The organism is Arthrobacter sp. AG1021, assembly GCF_003633665.1.
In the GTDB taxonomy this organism is placed as follows: domain Bacteria; phylum Actinomycetota; class Actinomycetes; order Actinomycetales; family Micrococcaceae; genus Glutamicibacter; species Glutamicibacter soli.
The window spans coordinates 378,500-395,460 of record NZ_RBLB01000006.1 but is presented as its reverse complement, the minus strand read 5'-3'; the positions used below and the strand labels follow the sequence as shown (position 1 = coordinate 395,460).

At 67.0% G+C, this 16,961-nt stretch carries 20 protein-coding genes; 9 read left to right on the top strand and 11 right to left on the bottom strand.

Annotated features, from left to right (window positions below; genetic code table 11):
• Window positions 1-152 precede the first annotated feature (152 nt).
• On the top strand, window positions 153-446 hold the full coding sequence (locus tag DFO58_RS02090; protein WP_120989178.1) for a DUF4287 domain-containing protein: 294 nt from the start codon (window positions 153-155) through the stop codon (window positions 444-446).
• A 24-nt stretch (window positions 447-470) separates the two neighbouring features.
• Here DFO58_RS02090 and DFO58_RS02085 read toward each other — a convergent pair whose 3' ends face one another.
• Window positions 471-1,307, bottom strand: a complete 837-nt coding sequence (locus tag DFO58_RS02085) for an MBL fold metallo-hydrolase (protein WP_120989177.1) — start codon at window positions 1,305-1,307, stop codon at window positions 471-473.
• On the bottom strand, window positions 1,304-2,149 hold the full coding sequence (locus DFO58_RS02080; protein WP_286163429.1) for a GNAT family protein: 846 nt from the start codon (window positions 2,147-2,149) through the stop codon (window positions 1,304-1,306). The genes DFO58_RS02085 and DFO58_RS02080 overlap by 4 nt, the downstream gene beginning before the upstream one ends.
• Before the next feature lie 93 nt (window positions 2,150-2,242).
• Between DFO58_RS02080 and DFO58_RS02075 the strand changes: the two genes are divergently transcribed.
• From DFO58_RS02075 to DFO58_RS18715, 3 genes are all read left to right on the top strand, one after another.
• On the top strand, window positions 2,243-2,659 hold the full coding sequence (locus tag DFO58_RS02075; protein ID WP_120989176.1) for a GNAT family N-acetyltransferase: 417 nt from the start codon (window positions 2,243-2,245) through the stop codon (window positions 2,657-2,659).
• Window positions 2,660-2,806: 147 nt separating this feature from the next.
• Complete coding sequence (locus DFO58_RS18720; RefSeq protein WP_286163428.1) at window positions 2,807-3,436, top strand: tocopherol cyclase family protein; 630 nt, start codon at window positions 2,807-2,809, stop codon at window positions 3,434-3,436.
• Between the two features lie 8 nt (window positions 3,437-3,444).
• Window positions 3,445-3,774: a hypothetical protein gene (locus DFO58_RS18715; protein WP_286163426.1), complete on the top strand. Its 330-nt coding sequence runs from the start codon at window positions 3,445-3,447 to the stop codon at window positions 3,772-3,774.
• A gap of 29 nt (window positions 3,775-3,803) precedes the next feature.
• Here the strand turns inward: DFO58_RS18715 and DFO58_RS02065 are convergent, their stop codons facing one another.
• Window positions 3,804-4,334, bottom strand: a complete 531-nt coding sequence (locus DFO58_RS02065; protein ID WP_183043085.1) for a putative immunity protein — start codon at window positions 4,332-4,334, stop codon at window positions 3,804-3,806.
• Between the two features lie 276 nt (window positions 4,335-4,610).
• Here DFO58_RS02065 and DFO58_RS02060 point away from each other — a divergent pair, with 276 nt between their 5' ends.
• Together DFO58_RS02060 and DFO58_RS02055 are read left to right on the top strand one after the other, a co-directional pair.
• Window positions 4,611-4,994 (top strand): hypothetical protein, encoded by a 384-nt coding sequence (locus DFO58_RS02060; RefSeq protein ID WP_120989175.1) that lies wholly within the window; start codon window positions 4,611-4,613, stop codon window positions 4,992-4,994.
• A gap of 271 nt (window positions 4,995-5,265) precedes the next feature.
• Window positions 5,266-5,736, top strand: a complete 471-nt coding sequence (locus DFO58_RS02055; RefSeq protein WP_120989174.1) for an FABP family protein — start codon at window positions 5,266-5,268, stop codon at window positions 5,734-5,736.
• 103 nt (window positions 5,737-5,839) lie between these two features.
• Here the strand turns inward: DFO58_RS02055 and DFO58_RS02050 are convergent, their stop codons facing one another.
• From DFO58_RS02050 to DFO58_RS02030, 5 genes are all read right to left on the bottom strand, one after another.
• The gene (locus tag DFO58_RS02050) at window positions 5,840-6,280 is read right to left on the bottom strand and encodes a YtoQ family protein (RefSeq protein ID WP_120989173.1); all 441 of its coding nucleotides are present in this window, start codon (window positions 6,278-6,280) and stop codon (window positions 5,840-5,842) included.
• A 150-nt stretch (window positions 6,281-6,430) separates the two neighbouring features.
• Window positions 6,431-7,330, bottom strand: coding sequence for an RluA family pseudouridine synthase (locus tag DFO58_RS02045; RefSeq protein WP_286163424.1), 900 nt, complete (start codon window positions 7,328-7,330; stop codon window positions 6,431-6,433).
• 455 nt (window positions 7,331-7,785) lie between these two features.
• Window positions 7,786-8,373, bottom strand: coding sequence for a hypothetical protein (locus tag DFO58_RS02040; protein ID WP_120989171.1), 588 nt, complete (start codon window positions 8,371-8,373; stop codon window positions 7,786-7,788).
• A complete protein-coding gene (locus tag DFO58_RS02035; RefSeq protein WP_120989507.1) occupies window positions 8,366-9,157 on the bottom strand; it encodes an endonuclease/exonuclease/phosphatase family protein in 792 nt (263 codons plus the stop codon). The genes DFO58_RS02040 and DFO58_RS02035 overlap by 8 nt, the downstream gene beginning before the upstream one ends.
• A gap of 76 nt (window positions 9,158-9,233) precedes the next feature.
• Window positions 9,234-10,076, bottom strand: coding sequence for a glycosyltransferase family 2 protein (locus DFO58_RS02030; RefSeq protein WP_237562418.1), 843 nt, complete (start codon window positions 10,074-10,076; stop codon window positions 9,234-9,236).
• Between the two features lie 159 nt (window positions 10,077-10,235).
• On the opposite strand from DFO58_RS02030, the gene DFO58_RS02025 reads away from it, so the two are divergent.
• The 3 genes from DFO58_RS02025 to DFO58_RS02015 are packed head-to-tail and all read left to right on the top strand — an operon-like array spanning window position 10,236 to window position 12,253.
• Window positions 10,236-10,928: an MSMEG_4193 family putative phosphomutase gene (locus DFO58_RS02025; protein ID WP_113606519.1), complete on the top strand. Its 693-nt coding sequence runs from the start codon at window positions 10,236-10,238 to the stop codon at window positions 10,926-10,928.
• Window positions 10,929-10,952: 24 nt separating this feature from the next.
• A complete protein-coding gene (locus DFO58_RS02020; RefSeq protein ID WP_120989170.1) occupies window positions 10,953-11,486 on the top strand; it encodes a DUF3090 domain-containing protein in 534 nt (177 codons plus the stop codon).
• Window positions 11,486-12,253 (top strand): SCO1664 family protein, encoded by a 768-nt coding sequence (locus DFO58_RS02015; protein ID WP_120989169.1) that lies wholly within the window; start codon window positions 11,486-11,488, stop codon window positions 12,251-12,253. Before DFO58_RS02020 ends, DFO58_RS02015 begins: the two co-directional genes overlap by 1 nt.
• Before the next feature lie 129 nt (window positions 12,254-12,382).
• Here DFO58_RS02015 and DFO58_RS02010 read toward each other — a convergent pair whose 3' ends face one another.
• The 3 genes from DFO58_RS02010 to DFO58_RS02000 form a co-directional block, all read right to left on the bottom strand.
• Complete coding sequence (locus DFO58_RS02010) at window positions 12,383-15,454, bottom strand: AAA domain-containing protein (protein WP_147407171.1); 3,072 nt, start codon at window positions 15,452-15,454, stop codon at window positions 12,383-12,385.
• Between the two features lie 273 nt (window positions 15,455-15,727).
• Entirely contained in the window at window positions 15,728-16,261 is a 534-nt protein-coding gene (locus tag DFO58_RS02005; RefSeq protein WP_120989167.1) for a 2'-5' RNA ligase family protein, read from the bottom strand.
• 89 nt (window positions 16,262-16,350) lie between these two features.
• On the bottom strand, window positions 16,351-16,821 hold the full coding sequence (locus DFO58_RS02000) for a protein-tyrosine phosphatase family protein (RefSeq protein WP_286163422.1): 471 nt from the start codon (window positions 16,819-16,821) through the stop codon (window positions 16,351-16,353).
• Window positions 16,822-16,961: the final 140 nt, after the last annotated feature.

Below are 16,961 nucleotides of genomic sequence, written 5' to 3'. Positions count from 1 at the left end.
CGGCCGTCCGCCGTTCTTCGGCCGCCGTCCAGCCTCCGGCCTTGGGCCAGCCGGAGGGAGCTGCCCGAAGGGAGCTGCCGCGGCCGCTTGCCGAAGGGCCCGACCCGCGTGCAAAATGTGACCATCAGCCACTTCGTTCAAAGGATCAGCGCATGTCGTTCCAGGCCTATTTGGACACCATCGAGAAAAAGACCGGGCTCACTCCCCGGCAGCTCGTCGAGCTCGCCGCGGCCAAGGGCCTGGACCAGCCGGGGGTGAAGGCCGGCGAGATCCTGGCGTGGCTCAAGGACGAGTACCAGCTGGGACGGGGCCACGGGATGGCGCTGGTCTACGTCATCCAGAACGGCCCGACGATCAGCGCCAAACACGTCGGCTCGGATTCGGTGCACCGCGACGACTCCGAGACGCTCTGGCTGGACGGCATCGCCACCAAGCCGGAAGGCTGACGGCCGCGCCGCCGCCGGCCCCGGCTAGGAACCCGACAGCTGCCGATACGCGTCGGCGGCGGCTTCCTTCAGGAATTCCTCCGGCCAGTAGCCGCGCAGGGCCTGGCCGAACTCGATCTCCTGCAGCGTCGCACCCGCGGCGTGCGCCTGCGACAACACCGCCGCCAATGCGCTGAATCTGCCGGCCTGGTCGACCAGGAATGCGCGGTCCACGGGAGCCCCGTGCCCGGGCACCAGCACCTCGGTGTCCTGGATGCGTTCGGCCAGAGATTCCAGCACCAGCGGCCAGCCCAAGGGATAGGATCCCGAGCCGAACATCGGCGGCCCGGATTCCTCGATGACGTCCCCCAGGAACCACACCCCGGCATCCGGAATGCGGATGGCAAGGTCGGTATCGGTATGCCCCGGGCCCAGCGGCAGCAGCTCCAGTTCGCGTCCCCCGGGACGCACGACCTGCGCGGAGTCCAGCAGCGCGGTGGGCGGGGTCAGTTCCACCTGGCTCCAGGACATCTCCGGCTCGAGGCCAGGCCGCTCGCGAACGAGGTCCAGCCGGGGCCCTTCAAACTGCTCGAAGTGCCGCGGAATCAGGTAGTGGCCGTAGATCGGGATGCCGGCCCGGGCGAAGACCTGGTTGCCGAAGGTGTGGTCGTAGTGCGCATGGGTGTTCACCACCGCCACGACCGGCTGCCCGAAGCGCCGCGCGACATCGTGAATGATTTCCCGCGCCTCGGCGGGATTGTTGCGGGTATCGATGATCGTCGCCCCGTGCGGCCCGAGGACCGCTCCCACCGAGACATCCAGCGGGTCGTAGCGCCGCTGGAAGACCCCGGGGCCGACCTCCCTCCAGCCATCGCCGCTCATGCTTCTTCGCTGAAGGCCAGTCCGGCAAGGCCCGGCCAGGGGTCGGTGGCCAATCGGCCGTAAGTGGCCACGTCGATGCGCCGCCCGCCGATGGGGAACTTGGCCCGTTCGGTTCCCTCGCGGATGAATCCGGCGGCCCGGGCCACGCCGCCGGAAGCCGGGTTGTCCACCCTATGGCCCAGCTCCAGCCGTTCAAGCTCCAGGGCGGTCAACGCCCAGTTCGCGACGGCCGCCGCGGCCCGGCTGGTCCACCCGCGGCCGCGTGTTTCGGAAGCCATCCAGTACCAGAACCAGCCGCTGCGATTGGCCGCATCGGCGTTCACGCACACCAGGCCCACCAGCCGGTCCTGGAGAACGACGGCCCACGGATGCCGGTTCGAGTCCGGTTCCAGCTGCGCCGCCACATAGCGCTCAGCTTCCCGGGGCGAGCCCACGGACCCCTGCCGTTCCATGCCCGTGCCCGCTGCGAAGGCACGCAGCACGTCCCCCGCGTCGGAGGCCCGCAGCCGCCGCAGGCTAGCCTGCGCCTCCCCCGCGGGATCCTGCCCGGCCCCGCCGCGTCCGCTGCCTGGCGCTTCTGCCTGCGGCGCCGCGGCCACCAGCACCGGCTCCGCGCCGGTCAGGTCCAGGATCGGCAGGTCCTCCCGCAGCACGTCGGCGTACATCAGCCGCAGGTCGTGCCGCAGTTCCTGCAAGGTTTCCCCGAACGGTCCCATGGCGTTGGCGGTGTACGCCGGAGGCTTGCCGGGGTCGGACTCGTACAGCTCGCGGACGTTCCAGCTGATGTTCCCCTCGCCGTCGGCATTCCGCGACGCCGCGTATCTCCACGAGTGCATGCTCATGGCCCCAGCCTACCGATGCCCCCGGCCCTTGTCTGCCGCCGCCCGGCGTGCCCTTCGGTGGCGCCACGGGATGCGGGCGGCAAGGATGGGACCATGACGATCACCTACGAATCCGGCCGGCTGCCGGCGCGCGATGAACTGCTGGCCCTGTACGACGCGGTCGGATGGACCGCCTACACGCAGGACCCGCAACGGCTCGAAGCGGCGATCGCCGCATCGCTGTCGGTGGTCGCCGCGCGCGCGGCGGGCCGCCTGGTCGGCCTGGCGCGCATCGTCGGCGACGGACTGACCATCGCCTACCTGCAGGACCTGCTGGTGGCTCCGGAGCACCAGCGCGCCGGGGTCGGCAGCGAGCTGTTCCGTCTGGCGTTCCTTCCCTACGACGAGGTCCGGCAGAAGGTCCTGATCACCGACGACGAACCGCGCCAGCTGGCTTTCTACCGGTCCATGGGCTTCAGTGAAATCCGCGACCTGGAACATCCCACCAGGGCGTTCGTCAGGTTCGGCTGACCGCCGGCGGCATGGCCGCGACAGCATTGCGTCGACAGCTGCGATGCGGCTGTGCTGTACTGGGCCATGGGCCTGCTTCGCCGGTACCGCTCCACGGGAGCCGATCCGCTGTTCGGACATCCCCTCCGTGCGCACCACGGTGTCGCGATGGAGGGCTATTTCTGGCGCATCACCGACCCGGACACCGGGCGCGTGGTCATCGCGCTGTGCGGAGCCAACCAGGGGCCCGACGGGCCGTGGGCCACCCTGGGCCTGGCGGCCTGGCCCAGCGGATTCCTGCGGACCGCCGCCGTCGACGGGGCCTGGACCGATCCGGACCGCTTGGGCGTCCGGGCCGGCGCTGGCCTGCGGGCCTTCGATGCCACCGGTCAGCGCCTGCACCTCGATCTGGGCCCCGGCGCCGGACTCGACATGGAGATCCGCGATCCGCTGCCCTGGCCGCACCGTGCGCTGGGCGGTTCCAGCGTATTCCAGATGGTGCCGGGCCTGAACCAGTACTGGCACCCGTGGCTGCTGGGCGGCAGGGCCTGCGGCACCGCGGCTCTGGGCGATTCCGTGTGGGAGTTCGAGAATGCGCAGGTGTACGCGGAGAAGAACTGGGGGCGCGAAGGCTTCCCGGACTCCTGGTGGTGGGGCCAGGCCCAGGGCTTCGCGGATCCGCTGGCCTGCGTCGCGTTCGCCGGAGGCCTGGTCACCGCCGGGCCGCTGCGCACCGAGGTCACCGGACTGGTTGTGCGCTTGCCCGATGCCGGGTCATCCGTCTGGGCAACCCGCTGATCAGCCCGGTGGCCACGCGCACCGGCGACGAGCAGTGGCGGTTGTCCGGCCGCGGCTACGGTTGGCGCATCGATATCGAAGCCTCCGCCCCGCTCGATGCGGCGTTCGTGCTGCCAGTTCCGCTGCCCAGCGAGCGCCGCAATGTCCCCGGAGACCTGGAGCATCTGGCCGGTGAGCTGAAAGTGACCGTGCGCCGTCATGGGCTGCTGGTCTGGGAAGGCCGCACCGCGCTGGCCGCGCTGGAACATGGCGGGCTGGCACGGGCCCGGCAGGAACTCCGCCGGCGCGGGCTTGGGGAAACGCTGGAATCTGCACCTCCGATGCGGCGGGAAAACTGACCCGCGCAACGCAGGCCGGCACACTTCGATCAGCCGAGTTCGGCCTGGATGGCGCGGATGGTGGCGCCCAGGATCCCGGTGCAGAGCAAGCCCGGTCCCAGCGGTCCAGACGAATCAGTCCCCAGCAACGGCAACTCGCGCAACGCCATCCGCTGCCGGTCACCCAGCTGCTGCACCTGCCACCGGATTTCTGCGGCGCTTGCCTTCGGCTCGTCCTCGCACGCCAAGTCCACGGCCTTCACCGCGTACGCCGCAGCGCCCAGCGCATGCGCTCCCATATGCGCGACCGACGCCGCTTGGGCCACCGATCTGGCCGCCGAGGCTCCGGCGGCGGTGCCAGCGGACTTCGCGGCTTTCCCCGCCGCGAAGCGCTTACGGATCTGATCGGCGGTGTCTGCCTTTCCCTCCCCGTAGGCGCGGGTCCGGGCCACGGCCTCCTGGATGACGCGGCGGCCGGCCTCATCGCCGTCGTACAGGGGAACCACCCGTTCGGCGCAGGCCAGCGCCCAGCGGGCGAGGATGCGTCGTTGCGTATCGCTCAGGGTCTGGATTGATGCCATGCACCAAGAGTCGCACACCGCATGCAGTGCTTGGTTCTCTGCCCCCGCCATTTCCACCACTTTAATCGGATCAGTTTCCCTGCAGTGGCCGCACCGTGCCGGTGGAGCCGCACGCTGGCGATGCGTGGCAAAACTTCTCGCCGGCATGTCAGCATCCACCGGCGCTTGTCCCGCAAGGTCGCTGAAAGCACAATACCGGCCTCGCTGACCGCCGTCCCGCCCGGCCTGGTTCAGCCGGCAGACCTGCCACAAAGGAACACCCGATAGGCTGTTGGCATGCCAGCATTTGAGGGCCGCCTAGCAGGCGACGAATTCACCCCCACCGAGAAGCAGCTTCTCGACCGGTTGTGCTCTGGCCTCGGCCCGGAATCTTTCAGCGCCCGCCGACAGCTTCAAACGGCGCGCTGGGGAGGGTACGAATACGAGGGCTGCAAGTGTTTCCTGATCCAGATCCCCGCCAGCTCCACGGCACCGCTCATCAACCACGACGGCGGGCCGTTCACGATGCTCGAAGTCTCCGCGGATTCGGAGTCTTTCGGCATGCTGGAGCTATGGGTCCTCGACGGGCTCCTGCACTCAGTGACCTACATGCCCTTCGGAGAGGATCATGTCGAGTTGCCCACTGCCGAATTCGAGCTGACCCTCATCGAATACCCCTGATCCTGCACCATGCCGGAAGCACGCAGCGATGAAGCAGGGTTCCGGCAAGGTGGCGACTGGCGATATCTTGGGCCTTGCAGTGGGCATCTTGCGCCGCCTCGCACTGGATCATCGGAACAACTCGTAGACTGGATACGCATCCAGGTGCCGCATTATTGCCGGCACGTCGCCAACGGGCTCAAGTACCGGTCAACCGCCTCTCGTGCACGGCATGAGCTTCGACAAGACGTTGGCAGGGCATTGGTGTGGTTCAGACAGAAAAGGAATACCCATGACATCGCACCCTGGTCTGGCTTCAGTGGCCGGCCTCATCGGCACGTGGCGGGGTGAGGGCGACGGCGAATATCCGACGATCGATTCTTTCCGGTACTCCGAGGAGATCGCGTTCACGGATGTCGGCAGGCCGTTCCTCCGCTACCTGCAGCGCACGTGGTCTCCTGCCGGCGCGCCGATGCACACGGAAACCGGGTATCTGCGGGTCGTCGACGGTTCCACAGCGGAGTTCGTGCTGGCCCAGCCTACGGGCCAGACCGAATTGGCGGAGGGCGCACTGGAAGCCACCGCCGAGGGATTCACCTGTTTTCTCGCATTACGAATCTTGAACTCGGCGAGCGCCAAGCACGTGGACTCCACGCAACGTCGCCTCGAATTGGCCGGGGATATCCTGACTACCCATTTCGCGATGGCTGCGGTGGGAGTCCAGATGACACACCACTTGAAATCGGTGCTGCGCAGGGTCTGAGATTGCCAGCCGCAACTGCGACGGGACCCTGGAACAGCATGCCATGATCCAGGTGCCCAGCTTCCCCGCGAAACCGGGACCCTGGCTCATGGTGCGTGGATGTTTACCCCTGCAGCACGTAGCGCAGGGTCTCCACGACTTGGTTGGTGGTCTTGCACCATCCCTGGGCACCGGCGTCGACCTCCTTGAGCGGGTGCACGATGTCTTCATCGTGCAAGGTCACATAGGGCTTGCCCAGCGCGGCGCAATACCCGGCGTCGAAGGCCGCGTTCCACTGCTTGTACTTGTCTCCGAAGCGCACCACCACGAAGTCGCTCTTCTCGATCAGGGTGCGGGTACGGATGGCGTTGATCTTGGATGACTGGTGGTCGCGCCAGAACTGGCTGGAGGTCTCCCCCAGGTGGTCGCCGGCGGCGTCGCTGGCCGGGTGGTCCGTGACCGGGGCGGTGAAAACGATGTCCAGGCCTGCGGCCTCGGCGCCGCGCTGGATCTCATCACGCCAATCGGTGTGGATCTCTCCCGACAGATAAACAGTGAAACTCATGGCCGACGGCTCCTTTGCTGGGACAGACGGACCCGGTTGGTCCTCGAATCCACCATCCTATGGGCCGCATCCGCTATTTCCGCTTCGGCGCCACAGCGCGCCTTAACAATCTCAGCGGCCCGGGCGGCGGCTGCCTTGGCCCTGCGCCGGCTACAGTCCCGAGGCCAGCAACTGCCGCCATCGCTGCGGCATGGGCGCGTCGATGGACAGCGTGGACCCGTCGGGCTTGGGAATGGTCATTGTCGCCGCATGCAGGTAGAGCCCGTTGCCGCCCGCTGCTGCGACCTTGCGGTTGAAGGCCTTGCTCCCGTAACGGTCATCCCCCGCGATCGGGTGTCCCGAATGCTGCAGGTGCACCCTGATCTGGTGCTTCCGACCCGTCAGCAACTGGACCTGGAGCAAGCTGGCGTTCCTGCCGATACGGCGTTGCACCTTCACCCGGGTCTCGGCCCGCTGGCCGGTCGGCGCCACAACCACCTTGTCCTCCCGGCGTTGCAGCGGCGCATAGATCACGGTGGCCTTGCTGTCCCAGCTGCCGGCGACGACGGCCAGGTAGTGCCGCTCAATCTCCGCTTCCCTGTCGCGCAACAAATCATGCAGGTAACGCAGCATACTCGGGGTCTTGGCCAGGACCAGCACCCCCGAGGTATCCCGATCCAGCCGGTGGCTCAGTTCAAGCTGCGGCAGCTCGGGGCGCAGCTGGCGGAAGGCCTCGATCACCCCGGCCGCGACGTCGGTGCCCTTGTGCACCGCTACGCCGGCTGGCTTGTCGACAACCAACAGGTCCCTGTCCTCGAACAGCACCGCATTGCCCAGGCTCTTGAGCAATGCGGCAGGAACCTGCGGCGCCCGGGCTTCTGCCGGCGCCGCGTCCAGGACCGGCATCTGGATGGTGTCTCCTTGGGCCAAGCGGTACGTCTGGTCGATCTTGCGTCCGTTGATACGCAACTTGCCGGTACGCAGCAGCTTGAACAGCTGGCCCGCGGGCACGTGCTTGAACTGGGAGCGGAGGTACTTGTCCAATCGTCGGCCAGCGTGCTCGCTGTCCACGACGATCCTCTGGTTCCCTGATCCGCGCGGTGTCATGAGTTGGGGCTGCAAAGCTGTCCCAGGCAAACAATCACTCCATATGCTGGTCCCGTTGGTTCTCGGGGCTCGGCGGTGCCGTTATCGGCGGGTCATTCGCTGGCGGCATCCGAGCAGTTGCGGCCATGCAGCAAGGCTCGAAAAGGCCAACTTTCATGGTACCGCGTTCAACTACGGACATCAGAATCCTCTGGTTCTCGAAGGCCGTGCTGGGTCCGCTGAAGCTGGTGCGCCACCCCGAGGCCCCGGCGACAGTTCCCCGTGTGCGGCCAGGCCCATCCACACCGATGACCGCAGGACCACTGCGTCCCGCCCATGACGCACCATTGGGGCTCGCCGTTGCGGTGAAGTTCACCGCTTCCGCCGTACCGCGCCGCCTGCCGTGGCCATCGCGCTCGGAGGGATAACGGCCACGGGATTCATGCTCTGGTGGCCTCGGGATGCAGCAGCGGGCAGCAAGCCAGCAGTGCTCCCCCGACCACGGAGCCCAAGCCGCCTACGGCCATGTCCGAGAGAGTGTCTTCATACGCGATATAGATCTCGTTGCTGGCGAGTTCGCGGCCTATCCATTCGATCATTTCCCAGAGGGCGCCGGCTGAAAGCCCCAGAGCGGTCACCAGCGTGACACCCATGCGCGGGGAAAATGCCGGCGAACGAGGATCGGGCAACACCTTGGCATGGGTCAACGCCAGATAGAGCATGACGGCAATTGATCCGTTGCCCAGAAAGTGCACGGCCAGATCCCACCACGCTATCCGCACATACAGGTCGAGCACGTTGCTCCACGCGGCGGCCTGCAGGATCACCACAATCGCGGCGTCGGCGATCGGCCGCATTCCAAGGAACCTCGGTGCCACGCATCCGGGCAGCGCGAAGGCCAGGATCGCCGCGTCGGTGGGTCCGTACACCACTGCCGCGACCACGACGCCCAGTGCAGCAAGGCACCTGAGGACATCAGCGCCCATGGCCGCCGGGCCATGGAGCCGGCGCAGGAAGTTCTCAATCATTCCACCGCTCCTGTTCCGGCAGCCGGAGCACCGCCTGCACGGGCAGGTGGTCCGACCCCCATCCCCCGTGGTAGCGCAGACCGTTGACGCCTGCCGCGTTGACCAGGATCCCGGGCGAGACAAGAATCCAATCCAGCTTGCGGCCCTCGGTCCGCGGAACACGATACGACCCCAGCGTCCCCCACGCCGCGCCCAGGGAGCTCCGTGCCCTGCCTGATGCGTCGAGCAGAGCGTAGGTGCGCGACAGCTCCTGCATTTCCGCGGCATCCAGCCCCGCATTAAAATCACCGGTCACCAAAACCGGAACCGGACTCTGCGCGACCAGCTGGCCGATGCAGTGCACGGAGCGCCGTCGCGAGCCCGACGACAAGTGGTCCAGGTGGGTGTTGACCATCTGGACGCAATGTCCAGTGCGCCGATCCCGGAAGCTCGCCCGAACGAGTATCCGCGGCAGGAGGTTTCCCCAGGAGATCGAGCCGGGACTGTCGGGGCGCGCCGACAGGGCACGTTGTTCCCAGCACAGCAGTTCCAGGCGCTGCGCATCGAAGATGATCGGGCAGCGTTCTCCGCGCCCCCGGCGGCCCCGTCCATAGCCCACCGACCGGTAGGCGGAGCCGAGCGCCGACAGGACGAAGTCCACCTGGGCAGGAAGGGCTTCCTGCAGGCCGAGCAGGCTCGGGCGCTCGGACTGCAGCAGGGACTTGATCCTAGGAGCCCTCACATCCCATCGATCCGCTGTCCGGCCCAGTGCATAACGGGTACGGCGCCTGATGTTCCAACTCATGACATGGATATCCGCCACACCGATCTCCCCGGCGAATGGCCTGCTGGCAGGGCGGGGCCCGGAGCCGCGTCCGCGCTCAGGCGACGCGGGAACCACTGGCGTTCCTCGTGTCCCGAGGGTGATTTCCACGGTCGACGCCGAGCAGCCTTTTCCAGCGTCGGGGCGGGAATTCATCGGGCCAATGCACTAGAACGGTTCGGAAGCCGCGGCGCAGGCGTTTTGCGAAGGCCCGGGCGTCGAAGAATGGGCGCATCGACACCCCCATCATCGACGACTTCACATAGCCGACTTTGTGGTTCGCTCCAAGATGGAAGGCAAGATCCAGATCGTCGTGAAGCTCGGGATCCCGGCGATGGGCCGCAGTGCGAATCTGCGCCCAGGCTTCCCGACGCAGCCCCATATTGGATCCGAACAGCGGACGATGGCCCAAGGCAGGTGCCGTGGCCAGCACGTACACCCCCAGGTAGACCGCGGCCAAGGGAGCGCGAAGCGCCCGGGGGCCGTCGGTGAAACGCGCGGGTCCGGTCAAGGCCGCGGTGCCCGGGTTCCGGGCAAATGCGTCCACCATGTCCTCCACCCAGGTCGCCGGAGGCACGCAGTCGGCATCCAGGCGCAGGATAATCTCGCAGCGGGCATGGTCATACCCCGCTGCGCTGGCCGCGGGGATACCGGGCTCTGGACACGCCACCACTGCTGCACCGGCGTCGCGCGCCACCTGCGCGGAATCATCGGTCGACGCGTTGTCCACGACGACGATCTCGTCGGCGGCGCGGGTCTGGGCCTTGAGTGCAGCAAGGCACCGGGCCAGCAGGGGGCCGTCGTTTTTCACGGGAATGACTATCGAGACCGTGGACCGCCCCGCCGGTCCGGCCTGGCGACCCGTGATCTCATAGTCCATATCCTGTGGCACCGTGTTCATGGAGCCTAGGCTATCGTCTCCGCGATCCGGCGCCGCCCAAACTGGATGCCAGCAGAAAAGGCAGACTGCGGCAATCCGGCCGGAAGCCTCGCGCCGACGCGCTGCACGGAAATTCCGTCGAAACCAGGCGTAGCGACGCCGGGATACTAGGCTGAAAGCATGGCAACCGTTATTCTCGTGCGGCACGGCCGCTCCACCGCAAATACCGCCGGCGTGCTGGCGGGCCGCGCCGACGGCGTCAGCCTGGACGAGGTGGGCCGAGAGCAGGCGTCGCTGGCCGGAGAACGGCTGGCCGCCGTCCCCCTGGTCGGGGTGGTCTCCAGCCCGCTGGAGCGCTGCCTGCAGACCGCCCAATTCATCATCGACCGCCAGCCCCAAGCGCCCTTCGCGCCCATGGACTCCGGCCTGGTCGAATGCGACTACGGCCAGTGGCAGGGCAAGACGCTCAAGGAGCTAGCCACCGAAGAGCTGTGGAAGGTGGTCCAGTCCCAGCCCTCCGCGGCCGCGTTCCCGGGCGGCGAATCCCTGGCGGCCATGCAGGCGCGCGCGGTGGCCGCCATCCGCCGCCGCGATGCGGCCTTCGAATCCGAGCACGGCCCCGGCGCAGTATGGGCGGCCGTCAGCCACGGCGATATCATCAAATCGATTCTCGCCGACGCGCTGGGCACCCACCTGGACATGTTCCAGCGCCTGAACGTCGGCCCCGCGTCGGTGTCGATCGTGCATTACGGGCCGCACCGTCCCAGCGTTTATGCGATCAACACCGAGGCCGGCGATTTGTCCTGGCTGGCCAAAGCCGCCCCTGCGGGCGACGCCCCGGTCGGCGGAGGCCCTGGACACCAGGCGCCGTGAAGGTCTTCGGCCTAGAATATTGACATGTCTACACGTGTTCACGAGTTTTCCTGGCCAGATCGTGTCGTCGTCGGCGTCATCGGCGATCCGGGATCGCGGGCGTTCTACCTGCAGGTGCGCGCCACCAAGCAGCTGGTGACGCTCGCCCTGGAGAAACAGCAATCGGCGGCGCTCGCCGAGAAAATCGACGAGGTGCTCGACCAGCTCGGCGCGGTCGAGGGCAATCCCTTCAGCGTCCCTGCCGGCACGCCCCTTGAACTGGTCGACAACGACCCGCTCGAACCGGTCGAGGTGCAGTTCCGCATCGGCGCGATCAGCCTGGGCTGGGATGCCACCACTTCGCAGATCGTCATCGAGCTCTATCCGCTGGGCGAAGACGACGACGAAGATGTCCCGGCCGATGCCGACGAGATGCTGCTCGTGCGGGTGCCAGTGGGCACCGCGCGGGCCTTCGCCAAGCGCACCCGCGAGATCGTGGCGGCCGGGCGGCCCCTGTGCCCGCTGTGCGGGTACCCGATGGATCCCGAGGGGCATGTCTGCACCCCTCCGGAGGACTGATGCCGGCGCCGGATCTCATGGCCGCCGAGCTGACCCTCACCGGCCGCATCACCACGGCGTCCAATGCCACCTTTCTGGGCAGCATCGGAGCCACGGAGGTCGTCTACAAGCCGATCGCCGGCGAAAGCCCGCTCTGGGATTTTCCCGACGGGCTTCTGGCCCACCGGGAGGTCGCCGCATACCTGGTCTCCCGGGCTTTCGGCTGGGATATCGTGCCGCAGACCTGGCTGCGCGAGGGACCGCTCGGCGAGGGCATGGTGCAGCTGTGGAAGGAACCGGATGCCGGGCAGAGTCCCGTGGACCTGGTCCCAGCGGACCAGGCGCCGTACACCGGCTGGAAACACGTCCTCAAGGGCCAGGATGAGAACGGACGCGTCGTCGAGCTCATCCACGAGGACACGCAGGCGCTGCGGCGCATGGCCGTGTTCGACGTGATCGTCAACAATGCCGACCGCAAGGGCAACCACATCCTCGCCATGCCCGATGGCCACCGCTACGGCGTGGACCACGGACTGACCTTCCACCGCGAGCACAAGCTGCGCACGGTGCTGTGGGGATGGCTGGGCCAAGCGCTGAACGACGACGAGCTCGAAGGCCTAGGCAAGGTCGCCGCGGGGCTGTCCGGCGAACTGGGGCGCAGCCTGGCGCAGCTGCTGACCGGCGAAGAAGTCGACGCCTTGGCCGCACGCTGCCAGCGGTTGCAGGCCACCGGGACATTCCCCGGACCCAGCGGCCAGATGCCGGCCGTCCCCTGGCCGCTGTTCTAGGGACTCCGGCCCCGCGTGGTTTCCCGCTTCCGTGGGGTAAAGCCGGCAATCTCGGTGGCTTGCTCTCCCGGCGCCGGCGCGGATCAGCGCGCAGCGTGTCCGTCCGCCTCTCCGAATGCCTGCGCCGGCTCAGAGCTTCCCGTCGAGGTAGAGCTCCAGAAGCACTTCCTGCATTCGCGGCGCGTACTCCAGGGATTCGAAGGCGCTGCCGGTGCGGGTGTCCTGCCGCTGGACGATTTCTGCTCCCAGCAGCTTAGCCAGCGCCGTCGGTTGCCACTCGCCGGGCCTGCCGGCCAGCACCCCGGCATCACGCAGGCGCTCGTTCATCCGCTGGGCCTTGAGCTGCGCGTCTTCGTCCCTCAGCTGCCCGGCACTGCGCCAGCGGTTCAGCAATGCGCTGGCAGTCAGCGTCCGGACGGGCGCCGGTTCTGCGTTGGCCGCCGGCATCCGCGGCGCCGGGGCGGGCTGCACAAGCACCGGTTCCGCTCCTTCGGCCGCCGGGCCGGCCGCAGCCTCGGGAGGATCCAGCGGGATCCTGGTCGCGTGGCGGCCCATGGTTTCGAAGGCCTGCCCGTTGTTCCAGCGGTTGGCCGCCGCGAACACCACAAACAGGTCCTTGGCCCGGGAGACCGCCACGTTGAGCAGCTCGTGGTTGGCCTCGATGAACCCGGCTTGGCCGCTGTTCTGCCCATAGGTTGCGGAGAACAAGACGATGGGCCGCTCCGCGCCCTGCAGCCGATGCGCGGTGCCGACGGCAACTTTCGAGGCAAGATCCGCCGGAAGGCCCAAGGAAACATCGGCTTGGCGGACTGCTTTCGCGATCTCCCGTTCGATGAGCCGCGCTTGGGCGCTGAAGGGGGTCACGACGCCGATGAGCTCGCCGCCGGCTGCTTTCTTGTTCAGTGAGGAATGCCGCGGGTTGTAGATCTCGAAATAGCGGGCATAGTTCTCCACGATCCACCGGGCAATGGCCTTCGCCTCGGCCTCGTTCCGGCGGCTGGAACCGGCCGGAGAGTCGAAGGAGCCAGGCACGTCGTGCCAGGCGAACGCCTCCTCCGCACCGTTGAGCGGGGAATTATCCGCTGGCCGGCGGGGTACCAGCAGGCCCTCGTAGAGCAGCTCGTTGCAGAACCCGATGATCTGCGGGTGGCAGCGGAAGTGCTCGCTGAGGAACAGTCCCGGATGCCCGTCCCCGTACTGCCACTTGGAGGCGTAGCTGGCGGCCTTCATCAGGCTGGACGGGGCGGAGCAGGTCAGCCCGCGCTCCCGCAGGCCGCCCCACCAGCCGGCGGTATCGATGCCCGCCGATGCGGCGACCTCCTCGTCGCTGAGCTCATCGATGTTCCACACCGGAGAGATCTGCTTGGTATCCCCCACAATGACCGCGCGCTGGGCCAAGGCCAGGGCCGGCAGTCCCAGCGGTGTGTCGACCTGCCCCGCCTCGTCGATGATCAACAGGTCGGCGCGTTCCAGGTCGAATTGATACGGTTCACCGGGCTTGATGTAGAGCTTGAAGTACTTCGGCATCTGGTAGAGCGTCATCACGAAGCACGGGGTCAAGGCCGCGGCCTGGCGCCAGTAGCGGTCCATGACGCGCCGCGTGTTCTTCTTGCGGTCCTCGGCATCCAGCAGGTCCTCGGCCAGCAGCCACTGCGCTTCGTAGTAGTGGACCGCCAACCAGAACTGGGCGTAGCGCAGGGTGAGGTCAAGCTTCTCGTCCAGTTCCTTCAGGTTCTGCGATCCCTTCACCTCGTCGATGCCCTCGATGAGGCGGCCGAAACGGGAGGATTCCACACCCGCGCACACCCGCTGGAATTCTTCCGAAGGGCCTTGGGACGCCATGACCTGCAGCAAGCGGATCCGTTCGTAGTCCAATTCCGACAGCGCGTCGTGGATCCAGTCGCACAGCCCTGCGATGTCGTTCGGTGCGCCGAAGTACCTTTGCGCGCTGTAGACGAAGTGGTCCCGCGCGCCGGCCCGGTAGACCTCGCCGCTGTAGGCGGCATAGGTCTCGCCCTTGTTGAGCTGCTCGACCAAGTATTGCCCTTTTGCTTCCTTGAGTTTTCCCGCGGCCGGGCAGTACACGGCCAGCGAACCCAGCGTGCTCCCGGCGAGCGCCAATCCGTCCTGTTCCTGCGGCAGCCAGCGGTAGTCCAGGATTCCCGGTTTGTCCTTGGCCACCGAGGCAAAGGAATTGATGATGTTGGTGACTGCCTGGTTGTTCGTCGAAGCCCCCACGATCACCGGTGGCGCGGCCTTCTCCAGCGCGCGGCGGGTGATCATGTTGGCGACGATGGCCTGCAGCATCGTGGTCTTGCCGGTCCCGGGCGGGCCGCTGACGGCGGTGACGTCGCCGCGGCCCGAGGCGAGGAACGCGTGGACGGCGCGGCGCTGCGAATCGGTCAGCGGATTGCCGTTGTCCATCGATCCGCAGGATTCCTTGGCGCTTCGGTAGAGCCCACCGGCATCATGGATCGAGAGTTCTGAACGGCGTTCGCCCACCCACCCGGTGGCCGTGCTGTCCAGGAGCGGCGGAAGGGACTCCTGTGCTGACAGGAAATCGTAGAGGTCCAGCAGCGGCTTCACGGCGGTGAAGCGTTCGTGTTCCTGGATATAGCAGTACTCGGTGGCGACGTCGAGTCCATCGGCTTGCCCTTTGAGGGCGAAATCTTCCGGAGTGGAGCCCGAAACCTTGGTGAACAGCGTGTCGGCCATGCCCACCGCATCGGCGAACGACTCGGCCTGGGAAATGGCGGCGTTGGCCTCGGTGCGCAGGTAGTGCCAGAACTTCTCTTGCGGGCCCGCCATGACTTCCAGCCCGTCGCTGGTATCCGATGCCAGCCGATCCGCAGGGATCCACGGCGAGGTGCCTTGGTCGAATTGCGGCAGCAAGCGGCCATCCCGATAAAGCTGGGCTGCAAGCAGCAGCAGTCCGCTGTGCCCGGATTCCTTGTACTCGGTGGAGAGCAGGGAGATGGCCACTGGCAGAGGCTTGTCCTGGTCGTCTGACCCGTGCCGTCCCGAATTCCTGTCGTGGGCTTCGAAGAGCCTGAGCGCTTCCTCAGGTGCGATGACGCCGGTGAGCAGCTCGGCGCGAGGCACGGCGATGAAGGTGGAGGATTTCTCGAAGACCACCGATTCCAGCTGGCCGCGCCGGAGCACTCGCGAGAAATAGTCTGCGATTGTTCGGGTATCGTGCACTTTGGCTCCCTGCGGTTCGCGGCAAGGCCATCCCCATCAACAGCTGGTGCGGACGAGTCGCCGTCCCCACTGCCTCACCGGACCGGCAAGCACAGCCCCCGGTTCCAGCTCCTGATGAGGCAAATAACTTCACCTCAGCGGACTTTTTCACAGACTAGCAGTCGGCGAGTGGAATCTACCGGTCATCGGCCACGTCGATCCGCGGCATCGGTGGCTCTGTCCGCGAGGGTCGAGACGAGGCTGTCCGTGCGTTCGACGCTCTGCGGCGCGTCATCAGGCCTGGCTGCGTCGTACGTCCATGCCTGATTCGGCGAGCAGCAAGCTTTCCTGGCTCTGCGGCCGGTAGTACTCTGCACGGAATGCCGTGAACTCTTTCAGGTGCGGGGAAACCAGCTCATCCATGGCATGCAGGTAGTCCGGCACGATGTCCCGCGGCAGCCGTAAGCCCATCGTCAGGTGCGGTGTCCAGCGCGGCCCCCTGCCCGCAGGATTCAGTGCGCTGATGCTCCGGGCTGCGATCTCCAACTCGTCGCTGGCCTCCAGCAGCCACGCCACGGTCTGCTTGCGTTTCGTCCCGAACACCACGGCGCCCACCCTGGTGAGCGTGGATGGAATGACCGCTGGCAGGAGCTCCGCTGCGCTGGCGACCACCTCCGGCGCCATGGCGGGGGCGAAGGTGATGGTGATGTGGGGTGTCTGCTGCTGCCGGGGAAAACCCCGCTGTTCCAGCTGCGCAAAGATCTCCCGGATCGACTGCTCTTGTGCCTCGGGCAGGCGCAAAAGGATGTTCTCCGGCGACCGGCTCATCAAGTTCCTCCCCTGCACAGGTGACATGTTCTGGGGCCCAACTTACCAAGCCCGAAAGTTCTCCGGCGATCGCCGCAGTGGATTGCCGGTCACCCTCGCAGTGACGCAGCCACTTCCAATACCCAGCGCTCTTGTGCAGACGTTTCAACAGCCCGGCGGTGGTAATGCTCCCGCACCCAAGCCACGGCATCCTCCGCCGGGATCCCGCTCATCACTGCCAAAACCGACAGGGCTGCCCCGGTACGGCCGAAGCCTGCGCCGCAGGCAATCTCCACCCGCTGTGTTGCAGAACGTTCGCGTGCCTCGCGCAGGGCCGCCACCACCTCATCGGTGGAATCGGGCAGCCGGAAATCCCGCCATCGCACCCATCGGTGCTCGATTACTCCCGCCTGGGGTCGACGACCGGTGAGGTATACGCCGAAGTCCGCGGCAGGCGCCGGGCGCCGCAACGAACGCAGCCCGCGGCCCCTGACCTTCCTGCCATCGGGGAATTCGACGATTCCCCGGCCTGGTTCCCACTGTGCCATGTATCCGCCTCCCGCTTCTTCGTGCAGCGCCAAGAAGCCCAGCTCCCCCGCCTACTCATCATGGCTCAACAGTGGCCTGCCCCTGCGTCGATCACAAGCACCGGCAATTCACTTGGCGCCGTCGGTGCAGCGCTCTTGCCCACCACCCGTGCAAGAGACTAGCGTGGCCAGCA